The organism is Micromonospora narathiwatensis (genome assembly GCF_900089605.1).
Classification (GTDB): Bacteria; Actinomycetota; Actinomycetes; order Mycobacteriales; family Micromonosporaceae; genus Micromonospora; species Micromonospora narathiwatensis.
The window spans coordinates 2,540,837-2,559,486 of the sequence record NZ_LT594324.1 but is presented as its reverse complement, the minus strand read 5'-3'; the positions used below and the strand labels follow the sequence as shown (position 1 = coordinate 2,559,486).

Here is an 18,650-nt window from a genome sequence, read left to right as displayed (position 1 = left end):
TCAGTCGCCCGCCCGCAGCACCGCCGTGCGGACGGTCTCGTCGGCGTCGGCCGGTACGCAGCGCAGGTCCAGCAGGAGCCGGCCGCGCAGCACCCGGCCGAGGACCGGCGGCTCGCCGGTGCGCAGCGGCTCGGCGTACCGCTCGGGCAGGCTCAGCGCCCACGAGTCGAGCTGCACCCCGGGGGCCCCGCCGCCGCCGACCACCGCGACGCTGGGCACCACCTCGGCCTTGCAGCCGTCCTCGGCGAGCCGGTCACGCAGCCGTTCCACCCGGTCCCGCAGCGCGGCCGGGTCCACGTGCAGCGCCTCCCGGGTGGGGGTGGCCGGCCCGTGCAGGGTGGCGGCGAGCGCGGCCAGGGTCAGCTTGTCCACCCGCAGCGCCCGGGCCAGCGGATGCCGGCGCAGCCGGTCGACCAGGTCGGCCGCGCCGAGCAGCAGGCCGGCCTGCGGGCCGCCGAGGAGCTTGTCGCCGCTGGCGGTGACCAGGTGGGCGCCGGCGCGCAGGGTGCTGGCGGCGTCCGGCTCGGCGGGCAGCAGCGGGTCGGGGGCCAGCAGCCCGGAGCCGATGTCGGCGACCACCGGCACGCCGAGGGTGGCCAGGTCCCGGACCGGCACGGCCGAGGTGAAGCCGGTGACCACGAAGTTCGACGGGTGCACCTTGAGCACGAACCCGGTACGGGGGCCGACGGCCGCGGCGTAGTCGGCGAGCGTGGCGCGGTTGGTGGTGCCGACCTCGCGGAGCCGGGCGCCGGTGCTCTCCAGCAGGTCGGGCAGGCGGAAGCCGTCGCCGATCTCGACCAGCTCGCCACGGCTGACCACGATCTCCCGGTCGGCGGCGAGGGCGGTGGCGGCGAGCACCAGGGCGGCGGCGCCGTTGTTGACCACGTGCACGGCCGGCGCGTCCGGCACGGCGGCGGCGAGCGCGGCGAGGGTGTCCCGGCCGCGCCGGGCCCGCCGCCCGGTCCGCAGGTCCAGTTCCACGTCGGTGTGCCCGGCGGCCGCCACGAGGGCCGCGACCGCGGCAGCGGAGAGCGGGGCCCGGCCGAGGTTGGTGTGCAGCACCACGCCGGTGGCGTTGAGCACCGTACGGGGCACCGGCGCGGGCAGCTCGGCCAGCGCGGCGTCGCGTACCCGCTCGGGGGTGAGCTCGCCGCGGCGGGCGCGCTCCTGGGCCCGGACGATCGCGGCCTTCACCCGGTCGCGGCCGAGCGTGCCCGCGGCGGCGGCCAGGGCCGGGTCGGCGAGCAGCGCGTCGGTACGCGGCACGCGCCGCCGCGGGTCGGCGTCACGCATGCGGTCATCTCCCTGGCACGCCTCGCGGAGGCGGAATCCCCTGGCCTGCCTCGCGGAGGCGGTGGCCCTTGGCGGAGACGGACGGGAATCGAACCCGCCTGGCCCGGGTCCCGGACCACACCGGTTTTGAAGACCGGGAGGGGCACCAGCCGCCTGAACGCCTCCACGCAGCAGTCAACCACAGCGCCGCGCCGCCCGGGTGGTGAGGTGTCAGTCCTGCTCGGACGCGCGCCGGTCGACGCGTTCGCGCTGCGGCACGACCGTGTAGCGGGGATCCTTCGCGGAGGCGACCCCGCCGTGGAAGATGCCGAACCGGGTGCAGACGGCGGCGGCCAGCAGCGCGCCGCCGGAGAGAGCGGACAGCGCCCGGTTACGGCGGCCGAGCAGCGCGCCGGCCAGCCCGGCGGCGGTCAGCGCCCGGCCGGTCCGCAGCAGCCTGCCGGCGGCGCCGGTCCGGTAGGGCTCGCTGAGCAGGCCGAGCCGGTGCTCCACCCGGTGCGCCCCCCACAGTTCCAGGGCCGCGCCGGCGACCGCGAACCGCCGGGCGGGGCCGGCCTGCGCGGTGGGCGCGGCCAGCAGCCCCACGCCCGCGCCGCTGGCCAGGGCGCTGCCGGCGAAGATGGCCGGCAGTTCCGGGTACGCCTCGTGCCAGGACGGCACGGCCGTGTCGGCCAGCAGCACCCCGGTGTACGTGGCCAGGGCCGGGGCGGTGACGGCGGCGACCAGCCCGGCGGCGTGCCCGGCCGGGGGCAGCAGCCGACGGCCGAGGCCGAGCGGCCCGCGCTCGGGCAGCAACGGGGCGGCCTCGGCGACCGCCGCGAGCCCGGCGGCCGGCCCGAAGGCGGTGAGGATCCAGGTGCCCACGGACATCGGCGACGTCAGCTTCGCCACCCGCAGCATGTGGTGGAACCGGCTCGGCCGGCCGAGATCGTTGACCAGGAAGTACGCGCTGGCGCTGACGGCCGCCAGCGAGGCGACCCGCCCGGCCCGGCGCAGCGCCGGCCGCCCGGTGAGCTGCCCACCGGCGGCGAGCAGCGACGACCCGGCCGCGAGCCCACCGGTGAACAGGTACGCGGCGATGTCCCACTTCCACACCGGCGGCTTGAGAACGGGCCGGCCGTAGTAGGAGGTGAACTCGGCCGGCGGCACGTTCACCGGCTCGCCGCCGCCCCGGCGGCCCCCGCGTCGGCGCCGCGCCTCGACGTCGCGCCGCGGCCCCGCCCCGGCCCCGGTGCCGGTCACGTCCGCGCCGGTGGTGACCCGGCCGCCGCGCGTCCCCGGTCCGGCTCCGGTGCCGTTCCCGGCGGGCCGCGGAACCCGGGTCGAGGTCACCTTCGGACCGTGGTCGGCACGCGAGCCCGGCCCGCCGAGGCGATCCGGGCCCTCGGTGGCCAGTCGCTCCCGGAAGCGGCGGAACAGGGCGCCGACCGGGACGCGGTCCGGGCTCACGAGGAACCTCCGACGAACGCGGCGACGGCGGCCGCCGCCATGGCCAGGGCGGCCAGCCCGGCCCGCTTCCACATCTTCGGCAGATCCCGGGTGGTGACGACCGGATCCGGCGGCAGGCCGTACACCTCGGGCTCGTCGAGCAGCAGGAAGAACGCGCCGTCCCCGCCGACGCCGTCGGTCGGGTCGTGGCCGTAGAGGCGGGCCTCCGGAACCCCGCGCTCGTGCAGGGTGGCGACCCGCCGGGCGGCGCGTTCGCGCAGCTCGTCGAGGGGACCGAACTGGATGGACTCGGTCGGGCAGGCCTGCGCGCAGGCCGGGGTCAGGCCGGCGCCGAGCCGGTCGTAGCAGAGCGTGCACTTCCACGCCCGGCCGTCGTCCCTGCGCTGGTCGATCACGCCGTACGGGCAGGCGGGGATGCAGTAGCCGCAGCCGTTGCAGATGTCCTCCTGCACCACCACCGTGCCGAACTCTGTGCGAAACAGCGATCCCGTGGGGCAGACGTCCAGGCAGGCGGCGTGGGTGCAGTGCTTGCACACGTTCGACATCATCAGCCAGCGGAAGTCGGTGCGGGACTCGACGCCGGTGGCCCGCCCCGGCGGCTGGGAGCCGGGCATGCCCAGGAACTCCGGGCCGTCGGCCATCCGGGCGGCCGGCTCCGGCTGCCCGGGAGGTACGCCGGGGTCGGTGCCGCTGTCGCTCGTCGTGCCGGCCGCCGAGGCGGCGCTGGCCGGGCTGGCCGCCGGGCCGGTCGGGGCCGCCGCGAACGGTGAGGTACGGTGCCCAGCCGGACGCGGCTGCTCGATGAAGGCGACGTGCCGCCACGAGTTGGCGGTCAACGCGCCGGTGTTGTCGTACGACATGCCGAGCAGGTCGAAGCCGGAGGCGGGAACGTCGTTCCACTCCTTGCAGGCCACCTCGCACGCCTTGCAGCCGATGCAGACGCTGGTGTCGGTGAAGAAGCCCATCCGGGGCGGGGCGTCGGCCCACCCGGCGTCCGGGGCGGGATCGAGCGGCCCGTAGAGGCTGTTCCCCTCCCGCAGCGTCATTCCTGCCTCCCGTCCGTGCCCGCCTCGGTGGTGAGGATCGGGGTACGGTGCTCCCCGGTCAACCCGGCACGCCGCTGGTAGTCACCGACCAGGTCGAGCAGGGCCGGCCCGGTGGGCCGCCGGCCGGGCCGGATGTCGCAGGTGCCGACCTTGCTCTCCTGGATCAGCACGTTCGGATCCAGGGTGATCCCGAAGAGGTCGTTGACCGAGTCGCCGGTGACCAGCCCCTCCCGGCCGAAGTGGTACGGCAGCCAGACCTGGTGGATCACCCGGCCCTCCACCCGCAGCGGGGTGAGCCGGTCGGTCACCAGCACCTTGGCCTCGATCGCGGCGCGGCCGGTGATCAGGTGCGCCCAGCCCAGGTGCGTCAACCCGACCTGCGCGGCCAGCTCCGGCGACACCTCCACGAACATCTCCGGCTGCAACTCGGACAGCGGTCGGACGAACCGGCTCATGCCACCGGCGGTGTGGTGCTCCGTCAGCCGGCTGACCGTGAACACGTACGGGAAGACACCGCTGTGCGGTTCCGGCGGGCTCGGGTTCACCCGGTTCACCGGGTGCGAATAGACCTTGCGGGTCGGGTTCGCCTGCTGGCCGTACACCGGGTTGCGCATCGGCGACTCGGCGGGCTCGTAGTGCGTCGGCAGCGGTCCGTCGAGCACCCCCGTCGGCGCGTACAGCCAGCCCTTGCCGTCGCTCTGCATGACGAAGGGGTCGTCGCCGGCGAGCGCCTCGGGCCCCGAGGCGCCCTCGGGCGGCCGGTACGTCGGCGGCTTCGTCCGCTCGAAGTCCGGCACGTCGTACCCGGTCCACTCGGCCCTGTCAGGGTCCCACCAGACGTACTTCTTCCGCTCGCTCCACGGCCGGCCCTGTGGGTCGGCGGAGGCCCGGTTGTAGAGGGTGCGCCGGTTGGCCGGCCAGGCCCAGCCCCACTCGGGGGCGACCCAGCTCTGCTCGTGCCGGGGCTTGCGCCGGGCGGCCTGGTTCACCCCGTCGGCGTAGACGCCGGAGTAGATCCAGCAGCCGATCGCGGTCGACCCGTCGTCGCGGGCCTCGGCGAACGCGCCGAGCGGGCGGCCGGTGCGCACGTCGTAGCCGTTGATCTCGCGCAGCACCGCCTCGGCGCTCGGCTCCGCCTCCGGCCCGTGCGTCGGGTAGTCCCAGGCGAGGTCGAGCAGCGCGCGGTCGCGCGGCTTGTCGGAGCCGGCCAGCCGCTCCCGCAGCCGGCGCCCGAGGTGATAGAAGAACCACAGCTCGGAGCGGCAGTCGCCCGGCGGGTCCACGGCCTTCTCCCGCCACTGGAGCAGCCGCTGCGTCTGGGTGAAGGTGCCCTCCTTCTCCACGTGCGAGGCGGCGGGCAGGAAGAAGACCTCGGTACGGCACTCCGCCGGCACGATCTCGCCGGTCTCCACCTCCGGGCTGTTCTTCCAGAACGTGGCGCTCTCGATCATGAACAGGTCACGGACGACCAGCCAGTCGAGGTTGGCCATGCCCAGACGCTGGGCCCGGCCGTGCGCGGAGCCGACCGCCGGGTTCTGGCCGAGCAGGAAGTAGCCCTTCACCTTGCCGTCGATCATGTTCAGCACCTGCTGGTACGTCCCGTGATCGCCGGTCAGCCGGGGCAGGTAGCCGTAGCAGAAGTCGTTCTCCGGGGTCGCCGCGTCCCCCCAGTACGCCTTGAGCAGGCTCGCCCCGAAGGCCCGCGCGTTGCCCCAGAAACCCTTCTGCCGGGGGTGGCGGATGCTGTCCACCCACCTGTCGAAGGTCGGGTGGTCGGCGTGATGCGGCATCGGCAGGTAGCCCGGCAACAGGTTGAACAGCGTCGGGATGTCCGTCGACCCCTGGATGCTGGCGTGCCCGCGCAACGCCAGCACGCCACCGCCCGGCCGGCCCATGTTGCCGAGCAGGAGCTGGATGATCGCCCCGGTGCGGATGTACTGCACCCCGACGCTGTGCTGGGTCCAGCCCACCGAGTAGACCAGCGCGCCGGTCCGCTCCCGGCCCGAGTTCTCCGTCCAGGCCCGGGCGAGTTCCAGGAACTTCTCCCGCGGAATGCCGCAGACCCGCTCGACCATCTCCGGCGTGTACCGGGAGAAGTGCCGCTTGAGGATCTGGTACACGCAGCGCGGGTGCCGCAGGGTCTCGTCCCGCCGGGTGTACGCCGCTACCGGAGCACCGTGCGACTCGTGCAGCAACCCGGCGGCGGTCTCCCGCTCCTTGCCCGTGCCCGTGACCCGGACCTGCTCCTCGTGTCCCTCGTACTGCCAGCTGGTCTGGTCGTAGGAGGTGGTCTCCGGGCGGTATCCGGAGAAGAGGCCGTCGAGGTCCTCGGTGTCGGCGAACCGCTCGCTGACGATGGTCGCCGCGTTCGTGTACGCCAGCACGTACTCCCGGAAGTCCAGCTCGTTCTCCAGGATGTACCGCACGACGCCGCCGAGCAGCGCGATGTCCGTGCCCGCCCGGATCGGCAGGTACGTGTCGGCGAGCGCGCTCGTACGGGTGAACCGCGGGTCGACGTGGAAGATCTTCGCGCCGCGCTTCTTGGCTTCCATCACCCACTGGAAACCCACCGGGTGTGCCTCGGCCATGTTGGAGCCCTGGATGACGATGACGTCAGAGTGGGCAAGGGCCTGCTGGAAGTCCGTCGCGCCGCCGCGACCGAAGCTGGTCCCCAGACCGGGGACGGTGGCGGAGTGTCAAATCCGGGCCTGGTTCTCGATCTGGAGTGCCCCCATCGCCGTGAACAGCTTCTTGATGAGGTAGTTCTCCTCGTTGTCGAGGGTGGCCCCGCCCAGGCTGGAGATGCCGAGCGTACGGTTCAGCGGCCGGCCCTCGTCGTCGGCGTCCTCCCAGGTCTCGTCGCGGGCGGCGAGGACCCGGTCGGCGATCATGTCGAGCGCTACGTCGAGGTCCAGGTCCTCCCACTCCGTGCCGTACGGCCGGCGGTAGCGGACCTTGGTCTGCCGCAGCGGGCTGGTCACCAGGCTCTTGCTGGCCGAGCCCTTCGGGCAGAGCCGACCACGCGAGATCGGGCTGTCCGGGTCGCCCTCGATCTGCGTGACCTGCCCGTCCTTGACGAAGACCCGCTGCCCACAGCCCACCGCGCAGTACGGGCAGACGGATCGGGCCACGCTGTCGGCGGTCTCGGTACGCGCGGTCAGGGCCGCCGACCGGGCCGATTGGGCGGCGGCGCCCCGGCCCAGCGGGTCGGTGCCGGTGAGCTGCCGGTAGACCGGCCAACCTTCGATGAACGTCTTCAGGCCCACTGGGACACCTCCTCCCCCACTGGCGGAAGCTGGACATCTGAACCTTAGGCCAGTGGCCGCGAGCCCGCGACTCAAGCAACGGATCGATTCGGGCGGGCGCCGGGCCGTCCGGCCAAGCCTCAGGGGCCTCGAAGACAACGGCGCCCCGGCCGGATGGCCGGGGCGCCGTTGGGCGTCGGTGTGCAGGTCGCCTCTCGGCGAGTGGCGCGACGCGGCTCCAGCCGAACGGTATTCCGCGAAGGCAATGTGGGTGAGGCCCGGGGACACTGGACACACCGACGCTCTGCACAACGGTACGGGGGCCGCCTGTCTTCCGCCGCTTCCGGTGATCGCCGTCACTCCGCTGGCCGGCACCCCCATGTTCAGGGGTGCCGGCCAGCGGTGTTGTGTCAGCTGTTCCAGTTCTGGGCGACCAGGTCAGCGGCCTGCTGCTCCCACTGGGCGTAGGCGTCCGGGTACGCCGACACCTGCACCGTCTGCGCGGCCTTGGTCAACGGCATGTCCTGCCACCCGTCAACCTGCCTCAGCCCCTTCAGGAACGCGGTCGTCGCGTACTCGGGGTCGGTGATCTGCTCCGGGCTACCCCAACCAGAGGACGGCCGCTGCTGGAACAGACCCAGCGAGTCGTGATCGTTCGCGTCACCGAGGTGACCCAGGTTCTCCAGCTTCGACTCCTGAAGCGACGTCGCGATCGAGATGACCGCGGCCCGCTCCGGCATGCCGGCCTTCTTCGTCGCCGCGACGATCGCCTTCGCGTTCGCGGTCTGCTCACCGTTCAGGTCGATCTTCGACTGGGCACCCTGCACACCGTGCGGGATCAACTTGCCCATGTCCACGGCCGGCTTGTCGGCCTGCACAGCAGCCACCGGAGCGGCGTGCACCGGGGCGGCGGCGTGAGCGGCGATCGGACCGGCGAACACACCACCGGCGAAAGCCAGACCAGCAACACCCAGAACACTCTTACGCAGCATCGTATTCATGACCAAAGCTCCATTCGGGGGTTTGGCACACACGCCGACAGGGGGGTCGGGGCATGCGCAAGCACCGTCAGGCGCCCAAACAAGGGGGGGGAAAGTCTTTCGACCGGCAGACTCACGGGGCGACGGGGGGTCGCCTCTTCGCGGCGCCGGGACCATGTACAACGACCGACGACCCACCAACATTCCGGGCCCGGGCCACCCCGATCGCAGCGGGCGGCCACCAGCCCCCAGGTTCGGGGGCCTTCCTCGGCCGTGCAGCCCGGTACAACGCCCGCCGACCGCCGACCATTCCCTCCGCGACGCCACCCCGCCACCCGGGAACCGGACACTCGGCGCATACCACCCACACGGCCCAAGGCAACGCCCGCCAAGATCCATACAACATCCCCGAAAGGGGCCTATCCTCGCGCGAGGAAGCCACAACATCCCCGAAAGCGGTCCTTCCGAGGCGCGACGCCACAACATCCCCAAAAGCGGACCCACCGGGGGGCGTGATGCCACAACTTCCCGGAGAACGGCCCATCCGGCACACGACGAGGCCACAAACTCCCCGAAACAGCCCCTCGTTCAGGCACTCTCGACCTGCGGTCCTCGCCCCGCGGGCCCTCGCGCCCAGGCCCCTCGCCCACACCCTCGCGCACGCCCCTGCGCCCCGCCCAACACCCGCCCGCGCCGGGAACCACGAACCGCTCACGGATGCGGCGGGCCGCAAGGGACGTACCACGGGTTACCCTGACAACATGTCCGCCACCGCCAGCGCGTACCTCGCCCGCCCCGGGCGTCCCGCCGTGGTGGCCCGTACCCTGGCCGAGCTCACCGGCCCCACCCGGGGCATCGTCGAGCTGCCGGTACGCCTGATGTGGAGCAGCGAACGCGCCTTCGACCTCGACGACCCGGACGACCTGCTCTGGATGTACGAGAACGTGCTGCGGGAGACCAACCGGATCGACGATCTGCGCGATCTGATCGACGGGCGGACGCTGCGGCGGGTGTGGCGGCGGCTGAACCTGCCACGGGGCGTACGCCTGGCGTGGGAGAGCCGGCACCGGGGCCTGCGTACCGCGTGAGCCATCTGCACGACTTCTACCGGGACGTGGCCCGGGTGGCCCTGGCCGCCGCCGGCCCGCACCGGTTCGTGCTCGGCGGCGGGGTGGCCTGGGCGGCGCACGGCCTGGTGACGCGGCCGACCGAGGACGTCGACCTCTTCGCCGACGTAGAGGGCGCTGCCGCCGCGGCGGCGGCCGAGGTGCGGGCCGCGCTGGAGCTGGCCGGGTACGCGGTGGTCGACGCGGACCCGGGCAGCGAGCTGGCGGAGCTGTTCGACGGCTTCGACCGGGACCTCCGGGACTTCGTGGTGAGCCGGGACGGCCGGCAGATCCGGCTCAGCCTGGCCCGGCTCGACCGGTACCGCAGCCCGGTGGTGATGGACCTGGGCCCGGTGATGGACGTCCGCGACCTGATCGCCAACAAGACCGCCGCGCTGGTCAACCGGCGGGAGGTACGCGACTACATCGACGTCTCCGCCGCGCTCGGCCGGTACGAGGTGACGGAGTTGCTGGCGCTGGCCCGCCAGGTGGATCCGGCGCTGGACGGGGCGGACGTTCGGGCGGCGGGGCGCTACCTGGACCAGCTGCCCGACCGACGCTTCGCCCGTTACGGGCTGGACGCGGATCAGGTCGCCGAGGTCCGACGCCGGATGGCCGTCTGGCCCCGTTGATCCGGCGGCCGCTCCGTCCCGCCGCTCCGTTCCGCTGCCCGGGTGCGGAAACGACTGCGGGGTGACCGCCGTGTTACACGTAGACGGCCGAAACGGCTGCTGAGGTGAAACACCTCGGGGCGATGTGGCGCCCGTGACAGGAGGTGGTTATGGTGCGCAACGGCGCCTAGGAGGCGCTTCACCCCCATTGGAAAGGCACCTCATGACCTCCTCCTCCGGCGCCTCGCGCCGTCAGGTGTTGGCCGTCGCGGCGGCCGCCGCGACCGCTCCCCTGCTCGCCGGCTCCCCCGCGCAGGCGGGCGAGGCGAAGGGCAACGCCCCCAAGATCTGGGACCTGACCGTCCTCGGCACCTCGGACACCCACGGCAACGTCTACAACTGGGACTACTACAAGGACGCCGAGTACGACGACAGCCAGCACAACGACGTCGGCGTCGCGAAGCTGGCCACCCTGGTCAACCAGATCCGCGCCGAGCGCACGGGCAAGGCGACCATGGTGCTCGACGCCGGCGACACCATCCAGGGCACCCCGCTGGCGACGTACTACGCCAAGCAGGAGCCGATCACCGTCACCGGTGCGACGCACCCGATGGCCAACGCGATGAACGTGCTGAACTACGACGCCGTCACGCTGGGCAACCACGAGTTCAACTACGGCCTGCCGCTGCTGGCCAAGTGGATCGAGCAGCTCGGCTTCCCGGCCCTCGCCGCCAACGCGATCAACGAGAAGACCGGCAAGCCGGCCTACCTGCCGTACGTGATCAAGCCGGTCAACCTCGGCGGGCACGGCGCGCCGGCGCTGAACGTCGGCATCCTCGGCCTGACCAATCCCGGCGTCGCCATCTGGGACAAGGACAACGTCGAGGGCAAGCTGATCTTCGCCGACATGATCGCGACCGCCGCGAAGTGGGTGCCGATCATGCGGGACCGCGGCGCCGACCTGGTCATCATCTCCGCCCACGGCGGCGACAGCGGCACCTCCAGCTACGGTCCGGAGCTGCCGAACGAGAACCCGGTCGCACTGATCGCCCAGCAGGTGCCGGGCATCGACGCGATCCTCTTCGGTCACGCCCACAGCGAGATCGCGGAGAAGTTCGTCACCAACACCAAGACCGGCGAGCGGGTGCTGACCTCGGAGCCGTCGAGGTGGGGCCAGCGGCTGACCCGGATGGACTTCACCCTGATCCGGGAGAAGGGCAGCTGGAAGGTGGTCGACAAGCGGGCCACCATGCTGAACACCAACACCGTGGTCGAGGACCCGGCGGTGCTCGCGGCCGTGCGCGGCCAGCACACCAAGACGGTCGACTACGTCAACAAGGTCGTCGGGCAGTGCACCGTGGAGCTGTCGGCCGCCGAGTCGCGGTACAAGGACACCCCGATCCTGGACTTCATCAACAAGGTCCAGACCGACGTGGTGGCCGCGGCGCTCGCCGGCACCGCGTACGGGAGCCTGCCGGTGCTGTCGATCGCGGCGCCGTTCAGCCGTACCGCGGTGTTCCCCGCCGGGGACGTACGGATCCGCGACGTCGCGGGCCTCTACGTGTACGACAACACCCTCGAGGCGGTCGTCATGACCGGCGCCGAGGTGAAGGCGTACCTGGAGTACTCGGCGAAGTACTTCCGCACGCTTGCGGTGGGCGCGGCCGTCAACCCGGCCAACATCAGCGACTCGAGCGTGCCGGACTACAACTACGACACGCTTTCGGGTGTCGACTACGACATCGACATCTCGAAGCCGGTCGGCCAGCGGATCACCCGTCTGGTCATGCCGGGCACCGACACCCCGGTCGCCGCGGACGCCCAGTTCGTGGTCGCGGTCAACAACTACCGGCGCAGCGGTGGCGGCAACTTCCCCGGCGTCGTGAAGACCCAGGTCTACAACGCGCAGCAGGAGATCCGCCAGCTGCTCATCGACTGGGCGCAGGCCAAGGGCGCCATCAACCCGGCCGACTTCTTCGTGCCGAACTGGAAGCTGGTCCGCGAGGGCGTGCCGGTCTTCTGATCCGTACCGGTCCGACGGGTCGCGGGTGTGCCACCCGCGGCCCGTCGGCCGTTTCCGGGCTCAGCCCGGGCTGTTCCGCAGTGCCCACGCCTCGGGGCCGCCGGCCGGCTCCGGACGGTCCCGCCGGGCGTCCGTCTCCGTCAACTCCACCCGGTCCTCGGGACGCACCCCGGGCGGCAGTTCGCCGAAGCGTACGTGCCGAAGGAACGCGTACTCCTCGTCGGTGAACGACTCGTTCGGCTCGCTCATGACCGCATTGTGCGCCCGGCCCACCACCGCCCGCATCAACCGGGACGGCACGGGTAAGCCGCCGCGACGGCCCGTCGGCGACGAGGTGGAGGACGACGATGCGCGCGGTGCGGATGACCGCCCCCGGAGTGCTGGAGCAGACGGAGGTGCCCGTCCCGACGGCCGGGCCGGGCGAGGTGCTGCTGCGCGTCGGCGCGGTCGGCGCCTGCCACTCCGACCTGCACATCCTCGACGCACCGGCGGGGATGTTCCCCACCCCGATGACGCTCGGTCACGAGGTCGCCGGCACCGTCGACCAGGTCGGGGCCGGGGTCTCCGGCTGGTCCCCCGGGGATCGGACCGCGGTCTACGGGATCATCGGATGCGGCCACTGCCGCGCCTGCCTGCGTGGGCTGGAGGACCAGTGCCGGGTCGTGCCGGTGGGCGGCGTCGGGCTGAGCCGTGACGGCGGGCTGGCCGAGTACGTGGTGGTGCCCGCGTCCCGGCTGCTGCACGTCGGGGACCTGGACCTGAGCCAGGCGGCGCCGCTTACCGACGCGGGGCTCACGCCGTACCACGCCATCGAGCTGGCGCGGCCGAGGCTGCGCCCGGGCACCACCTGCGTGGTGATCGGGATCGGCGGGCTGGGCCACATGGCGGTGCAGATCCTGGTGGCCACCACGGCGGTACGGATCATCGCCGTGGACACCAGCGTGGCGGCACTGGACCTGGCCAGCCGGCTGGGCGCGCACGAGGTGGTGCGGGCCGGGCCGGACGCCGTGGAGCAGATCCGGACACTGGTGGGCCCACCGCCGGACGGGGCGGACGTGGTGCTCGACTTCGTGGGCGCCGACCCCACCCTGACCACCGCCCGGCAGGTGGTCGCCACCGGCGGCCAGTTGCTGCTGGTCGGCCTCGCCGGGGGCACGCTCCCGGTCCGGCCGGTCGCCGACGAGCCACCGACCGTGCCGCTGGAGACCAGCGTCGTGGTGCCGTTCTGGGGTACCCGCGCCGAGCTGCAGGAGGTGATCGCCCTGGGTCGGGCCGGCCAGTTGCACGCCGACGTGCAGACGTTCCCCCTCGACCGGGCGTCGGAGGCGTACGAGGCGCTGCGCCGGGGCGAGATTCACGGACGGGCGGTGATCATGCCCTGACCGACCGCGACTCCGACCTCACCGGACGGGCCGGCAGCCGCTCCAGCAGGGCCAGGCCGGCCCGGACCGGGCGGCGGGTCAGGACCTGGTCGAAGCTCGCCCGGCCCTGGCAGAACCGGGCGAACATCCGCCAGCCGGGCGGGGTGGCCAGCAGCGCGTGGAACACATCGGGCCGTCGTTCGAAGATCTCCAGCAGCCGGCGCCCGGCCCGCATCTCGGGCACCAGCCGCCGGTTCACCTCGCGCTCGTAGGCCCCCGGATCGCCGCCGGCCACCGCCTCGCCGGCCAGCCGGCCCGAACGCAGGGCGAAGCTGATCCCCTCCCGGCTCCACGGTTCCAGCAGGCCGGCCGCGTCACCGGCGACCAGCACCCGGCCGCGGCGCAGCGGCGAGTCCTCCGTCCGGCACCGGGTCAGGTGGCCCGAGTCGTGTTCCGGGGTCAGCTCGGACAGGCCGAGCCGCGCCAAGAAGTCGCGCAGGTAGGCCCGGGTCCGCTCCCCCTCGCCCCGAGCGGAGATGACACCGACGGTGAGCCGGTCACCCTTGGGAAAGACCCAGGCGTACGACCCGGGCACCGGCCCCCAGTCGAGGAGCAGCCGCCCCCGCCAGCGCTCCTGCTCGGCGGGTGGGACGGGCAGTTCCACCTCCAGCCCCAGGTCGACCTGGCGGTGGGCCACCCCGACGTGCCGGGCGGTGGCCCCGGAGGAGCCGTCCGCGCCGATGACCGCGCGGGCGCGTACGGTGTCGCCGTCGGCCAGCCGCAGGCGTACCTCGTCGGGATCCTGCTCGACGGCGCGGACCGCGACGCCCTCGCGGACCTCGGCCCCGGCGGCGACCGCGGCGGAGCGCAGCCGGTGGTCGAACTCCTCGCGGCGGATCATGCTCACCAGCGGCTCAGGGTGCCGGCGGGTGAAGCCACGTCGCCCGTCCCGGGTGAACGTGACCCGGTCGACCCGGTCGTGGACCGGCACGTCGATCCGCTCGGCGACCTCGGCCAGCGACGTGCCGATCAGCCCGCCGCCGCAGGTCTTGTAGCGGGGGTGGGTGGCACGTTCGAGCACCAGCGTGCGTACGCCGGCCCGGGCCGCGGCGTGCGCGGCGGAGAGTCCGGCGGGGCCGGCACCGACGATGACCAGATCCCAGATGATCACCGGTGCAGCCTAGGGCACGAGCGGCCGACGACACCCGACACGCGCCCGGTCGCACCCCCCGTTCGGGTGGGCATCATCGGGGGTCCTCGGGGTAACCGCCGGGCGCAGACCACCCGCCGGTCGGGCGGGACACGCCGAGGAGGGAACGATGCAGCAGGTACAGCTGTCCGACATCGAGCAACGGGTGTACCAGGCGGTGACTGCGCTGGAGGCCCGGGGGCACGTACCCTATCCCGGCCTGATCGCCGAGGAGGCCGGGATGACCGAGGAGGAGCTGCGCGAGCCGTTGCACCTGCTCACCGAGCGGGGCCTGCTGCACCGGGAGGACTCCCCGATGGCGGGTCTCGACTTCGGGCCACGGTGGTGCGCGCGCCAGATGGCGTGACCCGCGCCGCTTGCCCCACGATGGTCCGGTAGCGATCGGGCAGACGTGAGCGACGGCCTTCAGGGGGCGCGATGAGCACGGACCGGTCGGCACCGGCGGACACCGCCGGATACGGCGACCGGCGCCGCTGGCGGGCGCTCGGCGTCGGCCTGGTCGCCGCGTTCATGACGCTGCTGGACGTCAGCATCGTCAACGTGGCCGTACCCTCGATCGACCGGGCCCTGAACGCGACGCCGAGCGACCTGCAGTGGGTGCTGTCCGGGTACGCGCTCACCTTCGGCCTGATCCTGGTGCCGGCCGGACGTTTCGGCGACGCGCGCGGCCGGCGTACCGCGTTCGTGGCCGGGCTGATCCTGTTCACGCTGACCAGCGCCGTGGCCGGGCTGGCCGGATCGCCGCTGTGGCTGATCATCGCCCGACTCGTCCAGGGCGCCGCCGCCGGGGTGATCAACCCGCAGGTGAGCGGCATGATCCAGCAGCTGTTCCGGGGCGCCGAACGGGGTAGGGCGTTCGGGCTGCTCGGCGCCACGATCGGCATCTCCACCGCGGTCGGCCCGCTGCTCGGCGGGCTGCTCATCCAGCTCGGTGGCGAGCAGCACGGCTGGCGGTTCGTGTTCTTCGTGAACGTGCCGGTCGGCATCGTCGCCGTACTCCTGGGCTGGCGGCTGATGCCGGCCCGACCCACCGGCGTACCCGACCGGCACCGGCTCGACCCGCTCGGCGTGGTGCTGCTCGGCGTCGGGGTGACCCTGGTGCTGCTCCCGCTGGTGCAGCAACAGCAGTGGCACGGCGGGACGAAGTGGTTGCTCATCCCGGCCGGGTTGGTCTTCCTGATCGCGTTCGGCCTGTGGGAGCGGCGGTACGCGCGCCGCCAACAGCCCTTGTTCGACCTACGGCTGTTCGGGCTGCGCTCGTACAGCCTGGGCACGCTGATCGGTCTGCTCTACTTCGCCGGATTCACCGCGATCTTTTTCATCTTCACCATTTACCTGCAGATCGGGCTCGGTTACAGCGCCCTCGCCGCCGGTCTGGCCATCACCCCGTTCGCCCTCGGCTCGGCGGTGGCGGCCGCCGTGGGCGGCCGGGTGGTCAACCGGTACGGCCGGCCGCTGGTCGGCGTCGGCCTGCTGGTGGTGGTGGTCGGCCTCGCCGCGACCGTGTGGGTGCTGCGCGGCTCCTCGCACGTGTCGGTGCCGCTGCTGACCGCGGTGCCGTTCCTGGTCGCCGGGCTGGGCAGCGGCCTGGTCATCGCGCCGAACCAGACGCTGACCCTCTCCGAGGTGCCGGTGCCGCAGGCCGGCAGCGGGGCAGGCATGCTGCAGACCGGTCAGCGGATCGGGTCGGCCGCCGGGATCGCGGCGGTCGGGTCCCTGTTCTTCTCGACAGTGGCCGCCACCCGGGGGAACTGGTCGGCCGCGTTCCGGCATTCGCTGGTGCTCGCCGCCGGGATCATCGCGCTGGCGCTCGTCGCCGCGCTGGTCGACGTCGTGCTGGAGCACCGCCGGTCCCGTCCTGGGTCCCCGGCCCGCTCCGACGCCGCCTCCTGATCGTCGACCTCCGATTCCGGAGACGCCGCTGGCCGGCACCCCCATGTTCAGGGGTGCCGGCCAGCGGTGTTGTGTCAGCTGTTCCAGTTCTGGGCGACCAGGTCAGCGGCCTGCTGCTCCCACTGGGCGTAGGCGTCCGGGTACGCCGACACCTGCACCGTCTGCGCGGCCTTGGTCAACGGCATGTCCTGCCACCCGTCAACCTGCCTCAGCCCCTTCAGGAACGCGGTCGTCGCGTACTCGGGGTCGGTGATCTGCTCCGGGCTACCCCAACCAGAGGACGGCCGCTGCTGGAACAGACCCAGCGAGTCGTGATCGTTCGCGTCACCGAGGTGACCCAGGTTCTCCAGCTTCGACTCCTGAAGCGACGTCGCGATCGAGATGACCGCGGCCCGCTCCGGCATGCCGGCCTTCTTCGTCGCCGCGACGATCGCCTTCGCGTTCGCGGTCTGCTCACCGTTCAGGTCGATCTTCGACTGGGCACCCTGCACACCGTGCGGGATCAACTTGCCCATGTCCACGGCCGGCTTGTCGGCCTGCACAGCAGCCACCGGAGCGGCGTGCACCGGGGCGGCGGCGTGAGCGGCGATCGGACCGGCGAACACACCACCGGCGAAAGCCAGACCAGCAACACCCAGAACACTCTTACGCAGCATCGTATTCATGACCAAAGCTCCATTCGGGGGTTTGGCACACACGCCGACAGGGGGGTCGGGGCATGCGCAAGCACCGTCAGGCGCCCAAACAAGGGGGGGGAAAGTCTTTCGACCGGCAGACTCACGGGGCGACGGGGGGTCGCCTCTTCGCGGCGCCGGGACCATGTACAACGACCGACGACCCACCAACATTCCGGGCCCGGGCCACCCCGATCGCAGCGGGCGGCCACCAGCCCCCAGGTTCGGGGGCCTTCCTCGGCCGTGCAGCCCGGTACAACGCCCGCCGACCGCCGACCATTCCCTCCGCGACGCCACCCCGCCACCCGGGAACCGGACACTCGGCGCATACCACCCACACGGCCCAAGGCAACGCCCGCCAAGATCCATACAACATCCCCGAAAGGGGCCAATCCTCGCGCGAGGAAGCCACAACATCCCCGAAAGCGCCCTCGGGGGTGCAACGAGGGCCACCACATCCCGGAGATTGGCCCCCTGGTCACACGACGAGGCCTGGACGTCCCCGCAACCGGCCCTCGCCGACGCCCCCACGCCGCTCGCCCAGCGGCCCCTCGTCCGCCCCTGGCTCACGCCCCTTGTCACCCCACCTGTCCGAGGCGGACGTCAGTGGCGAGAGCAAGTGCGGAGAGACGGAACCGGCCGGCCCCGGGGAGGGGCCGGCCGGTTCAGCGAAGGAACAGGAACTCACCAGACCTGCTGGACGATGTCCGCCGCCTGGTCCTCCCACTGCGCGTACGCGTACGGGTAGGCGGACACCTGGACCGTCTGTGCGGCCGCGGTCAGCGGCAGGTCCTGCCACCCCCCGACGTTCTTCAGCGCGTTGAAGAACGCCTTGGAGGCGTAGTCCGGGTTGGTGATCTGGTCGGACGTGCCCCAACCGGACGACGGGCGCTGCTGGAACAGGCCCTCCGAGTCGTGGTCGTTGTACGAGCCGAGGTGGCCGAGGTTGTACAGCTTCGACTCCTGCAACGAGGTGGCGACGCCGATCACGGCGCCCCGCTCCCCCACACCGGTCTCCTTGGCCGCCTTGACGATGGCCTTGGCGTTGGCGACCTGCGCGTTGTCGAGCGGGATACGCGACTGCGCGCCCTCGACACCGCGCGGTACGAGAACGTCCCGGCTGGGCGCGTTGCGCTTGGCGGGAACCTTGTCGCCGCCGGTGGTGAGGTCGGATTCGCCGGCGGAGTTCGACCCGCTGATGGCGGTTGATTCGCTGGTGGCGGTTTTCGTGCCGGTGGCCAGGTCGATGGCGGCGACGGCGCCGGCGTGCGGGCCGGTGGTGACCGGTGCGGCGAGGGCGCTGGGCCCGACCGCCAGGCAGCTCAGGGCAGCAACGCCCGCGAGGCCCAGCGCGGCCTTACGCTGCGGCGTCTTGGTGGCGGCGGGGAGCCACCGGTTCTTCGCGAGTTCGGCCGTGCGGTGCGAGGTCTCTTCGATGGCGGGGTACCAGCGAGTCCTCACCATCTCGGCCGTGCGGTGCGAGGTCTGTTCGATGGCGGGGAGCCACCGGGTCTTCACCATTTCGGCGGTACGGTGCGAGGTCTGTTCGATGGCGGGGAGCCATCGGGTGAAGTGCTGCTTCACGATGGTTGCCCTTTCGATCGTCACGACGCGCTCCGGGGTGAGCGGGCCTCGGGGGAGCTACTGGCCGGTACGGGGTTTGCGGTCCCGGGGTACTGGGGACACAACCAGCCTGCCTTGTCGGTCATTCCGGAAATGCCGGGCAGGACGCCGGCTGCGGCCCAGGTCACCGTGGGTA

Annotated in this window: 15 protein-coding genes and 1 tRNA gene; 6 read left to right on the top strand and 10 right to left on the bottom strand. The window is 72.5% G+C overall.

All coding sequences use genetic code 11. The annotated features are described in order from the left end of the window. The 6 genes from selA to GA0070621_RS11180 form a co-directional block, all read right to left on the bottom strand. Complete coding sequence (gene selA, locus GA0070621_RS11205; RefSeq protein WP_091194328.1) at positions 1-1,293, bottom strand: L-seryl-tRNA(Sec) selenium transferase; 1,293 nt, start codon at positions 1,291-1,293, stop codon at positions 1-3. Between the two features lie 69 nt (positions 1,294-1,362). Then, positions 1,363-1,458, bottom strand: a tRNA-Sec gene (locus GA0070621_RS29505). A gap of 45 nt (positions 1,459-1,503) precedes the next feature. After that, positions 1,504-2,535, bottom strand: coding sequence for an NrfD/PsrC family molybdoenzyme membrane anchor subunit (gene nrfD / locus GA0070621_RS11200; protein ID WP_091202269.1), 1,032 nt, complete (start codon positions 2,533-2,535; stop codon positions 1,504-1,506). Positions 2,536-2,738: 203 nt separating this feature from the next. Beyond that, on the bottom strand, positions 2,739-3,782 hold the full coding sequence (locus GA0070621_RS11195) for a 4Fe-4S dicluster domain-containing protein (protein ID WP_091202268.1): 1,044 nt from the start codon (positions 3,780-3,782) through the stop codon (positions 2,739-2,741). 2 nt (positions 3,783-3,784) lie between these two features. Further along, positions 3,785-7,054, bottom strand: coding sequence for a formate dehydrogenase (fdh, locus tag GA0070621_RS11190; protein ID WP_269455531.1), 3,270 nt, complete (start codon positions 7,052-7,054; stop codon positions 3,785-3,787). A 389-nt stretch (positions 7,055-7,443) separates the two neighbouring features. Further along, complete coding sequence (locus GA0070621_RS11180) at positions 7,444-8,034, bottom strand: hypothetical protein (RefSeq protein WP_091194299.1); 591 nt, start codon at positions 8,032-8,034, stop codon at positions 7,444-7,446. A gap of 740 nt (positions 8,035-8,774) precedes the next feature. On the opposite strand from GA0070621_RS11180, the gene GA0070621_RS11175 reads away from it, so the two are divergent. From GA0070621_RS11175 to GA0070621_RS11165, 3 genes are all read left to right on the top strand, one after another. Continuing rightward, the gene (locus GA0070621_RS11175) at positions 8,775-9,101 is read left to right on the top strand and encodes a hypothetical protein (RefSeq protein WP_091194321.1); all 327 of its coding nucleotides are present in this window, start codon (positions 8,775-8,777) and stop codon (positions 9,099-9,101) included. Continuing rightward, positions 9,098-9,751 carry a nucleotidyl transferase AbiEii/AbiGii toxin family protein gene (locus tag GA0070621_RS11170; protein WP_091194317.1) on the top strand — a complete coding sequence of 218 codons (654 nt, stop codon included), beginning with the start codon at positions 9,098-9,100 and terminating at the stop codon, positions 9,749-9,751. Before GA0070621_RS11175 ends, GA0070621_RS11170 begins: the two co-directional genes overlap by 4 nt. A gap of 202 nt (positions 9,752-9,953) precedes the next feature. Then, positions 9,954-11,753: a bifunctional metallophosphatase/5'-nucleotidase gene (locus tag GA0070621_RS11165; protein ID WP_091194314.1), complete on the top strand. Its 1,800-nt coding sequence runs from the start codon at positions 9,954-9,956 to the stop codon at positions 11,751-11,753. A 60-nt stretch (positions 11,754-11,813) separates the two neighbouring features. Here the strand turns inward: GA0070621_RS11165 and GA0070621_RS11160 are convergent, their stop codons facing one another. Then, positions 11,814-12,002, bottom strand: coding sequence for a hypothetical protein (locus GA0070621_RS11160; protein WP_167666802.1), 189 nt, complete (start codon positions 12,000-12,002; stop codon positions 11,814-11,816). A gap of 98 nt (positions 12,003-12,100) precedes the next feature. On the opposite strand from GA0070621_RS11160, the gene GA0070621_RS11155 reads away from it, so the two are divergent. Then, the gene (locus GA0070621_RS11155) at positions 12,101-13,135 is read left to right on the top strand and encodes an NAD(P)-dependent alcohol dehydrogenase (RefSeq protein ID WP_091194311.1); all 1,035 of its coding nucleotides are present in this window, start codon (positions 12,101-12,103) and stop codon (positions 13,133-13,135) included. On the opposite strand, the gene GA0070621_RS11150 is transcribed toward GA0070621_RS11155, so the two are convergent. Further along, a complete protein-coding gene (locus tag GA0070621_RS11150; RefSeq protein ID WP_091194308.1) occupies positions 13,125-14,285 on the bottom strand; it encodes a geranylgeranyl reductase family protein in 1,161 nt (386 codons plus the stop codon). The genes GA0070621_RS11155 and GA0070621_RS11150 overlap by 11 nt on opposite strands. A gap of 148 nt (positions 14,286-14,433) precedes the next feature. Here GA0070621_RS11150 and GA0070621_RS11145 point away from each other — a divergent pair, with 148 nt between their 5' ends. Both GA0070621_RS11145 and GA0070621_RS11140 read left to right on the top strand, forming a co-directional pair. Then, the gene (locus tag GA0070621_RS11145) at positions 14,434-14,670 is read left to right on the top strand and encodes a hypothetical protein (RefSeq protein ID WP_091194305.1); all 237 of its coding nucleotides are present in this window, start codon (positions 14,434-14,436) and stop codon (positions 14,668-14,670) included. 71 nt (positions 14,671-14,741) lie between these two features. Beyond that, positions 14,742-16,217 carry an MFS transporter gene (locus tag GA0070621_RS11140; RefSeq protein ID WP_091194303.1) on the top strand — a complete coding sequence of 492 codons (1,476 nt, stop codon included), beginning with the start codon at positions 14,742-14,744 and terminating at the stop codon, positions 16,215-16,217. A gap of 74 nt (positions 16,218-16,291) precedes the next feature. Here the strand turns inward: GA0070621_RS11140 and GA0070621_RS11135 are convergent, their stop codons facing one another. After that, positions 16,292-16,882 carry a hypothetical protein gene (locus GA0070621_RS11135; protein ID WP_091194299.1) on the bottom strand — a complete coding sequence of 197 codons (591 nt, stop codon included), beginning with the start codon at positions 16,880-16,882 and terminating at the stop codon, positions 16,292-16,294. 693 nt (positions 16,883-17,575) lie between these two features. Further along, positions 17,576-18,355 (bottom strand): hypothetical protein, encoded by a 780-nt coding sequence (locus GA0070621_RS11130; protein WP_407940343.1) that lies wholly within the window; start codon positions 18,353-18,355, stop codon positions 17,576-17,578. Positions 18,356-18,650 lie beyond the last annotated feature (295 nt).

Bases quoted from the DNA above. Each gene is read 5' to 3' on its own strand.
- GA0070621_RS11175 (WP_091194321.1), top strand. From the start codon at position 8,775: ATGTCCGCCACCGCCAGCGCGTACCTCGCCCGCCCCGGGCGTCCCGCC.
- GA0070621_RS11130 (WP_407940343.1), bottom strand. From the start codon at position 18,355: ATGGTGAGGACTCGCTGGTACCCCGCCATCGAAGAGACCTCGCACCGC.
- GA0070621_RS11155 (WP_091194311.1), top strand. From the start codon at position 12,101: ATGCGCGCGGTGCGGATGACCGCCCCCGGAGTGCTGGAGCAGACGGAG.
- GA0070621_RS11140 (WP_091194303.1), top strand. From the start codon at position 14,742: ATGAGCACGGACCGGTCGGCACCGGCGGACACCGCCGGATACGGCGAC.
- selA (WP_091194328.1), bottom strand. From the start codon at position 1,293: ATGCGTGACGCCGACCCGCGGCGGCGCGTGCCGCGTACCGACGCGCTG.
- GA0070621_RS11165 (WP_091194314.1), top strand. From the start codon at position 9,954: ATGACCTCCTCCTCCGGCGCCTCGCGCCGTCAGGTGTTGGCCGTCGCG.
- GA0070621_RS11160 (WP_167666802.1), bottom strand. From the start codon at position 12,002: ATGAGCGAGCCGAACGAGTCGTTCACCGACGAGGAGTACGCGTTCCTT.
- GA0070621_RS11145 (WP_091194305.1), top strand. From the start codon at position 14,434: ATGCAGCAGGTACAGCTGTCCGACATCGAGCAACGGGTGTACCAGGCG.
- GA0070621_RS11135 (WP_091194299.1), bottom strand. From the start codon at position 16,882: ATGAATACGATGCTGCGTAAGAGTGTTCTGGGTGTTGCTGGTCTGGCT.
- GA0070621_RS11180 (WP_091194299.1), bottom strand. From the start codon at position 8,034: ATGAATACGATGCTGCGTAAGAGTGTTCTGGGTGTTGCTGGTCTGGCT.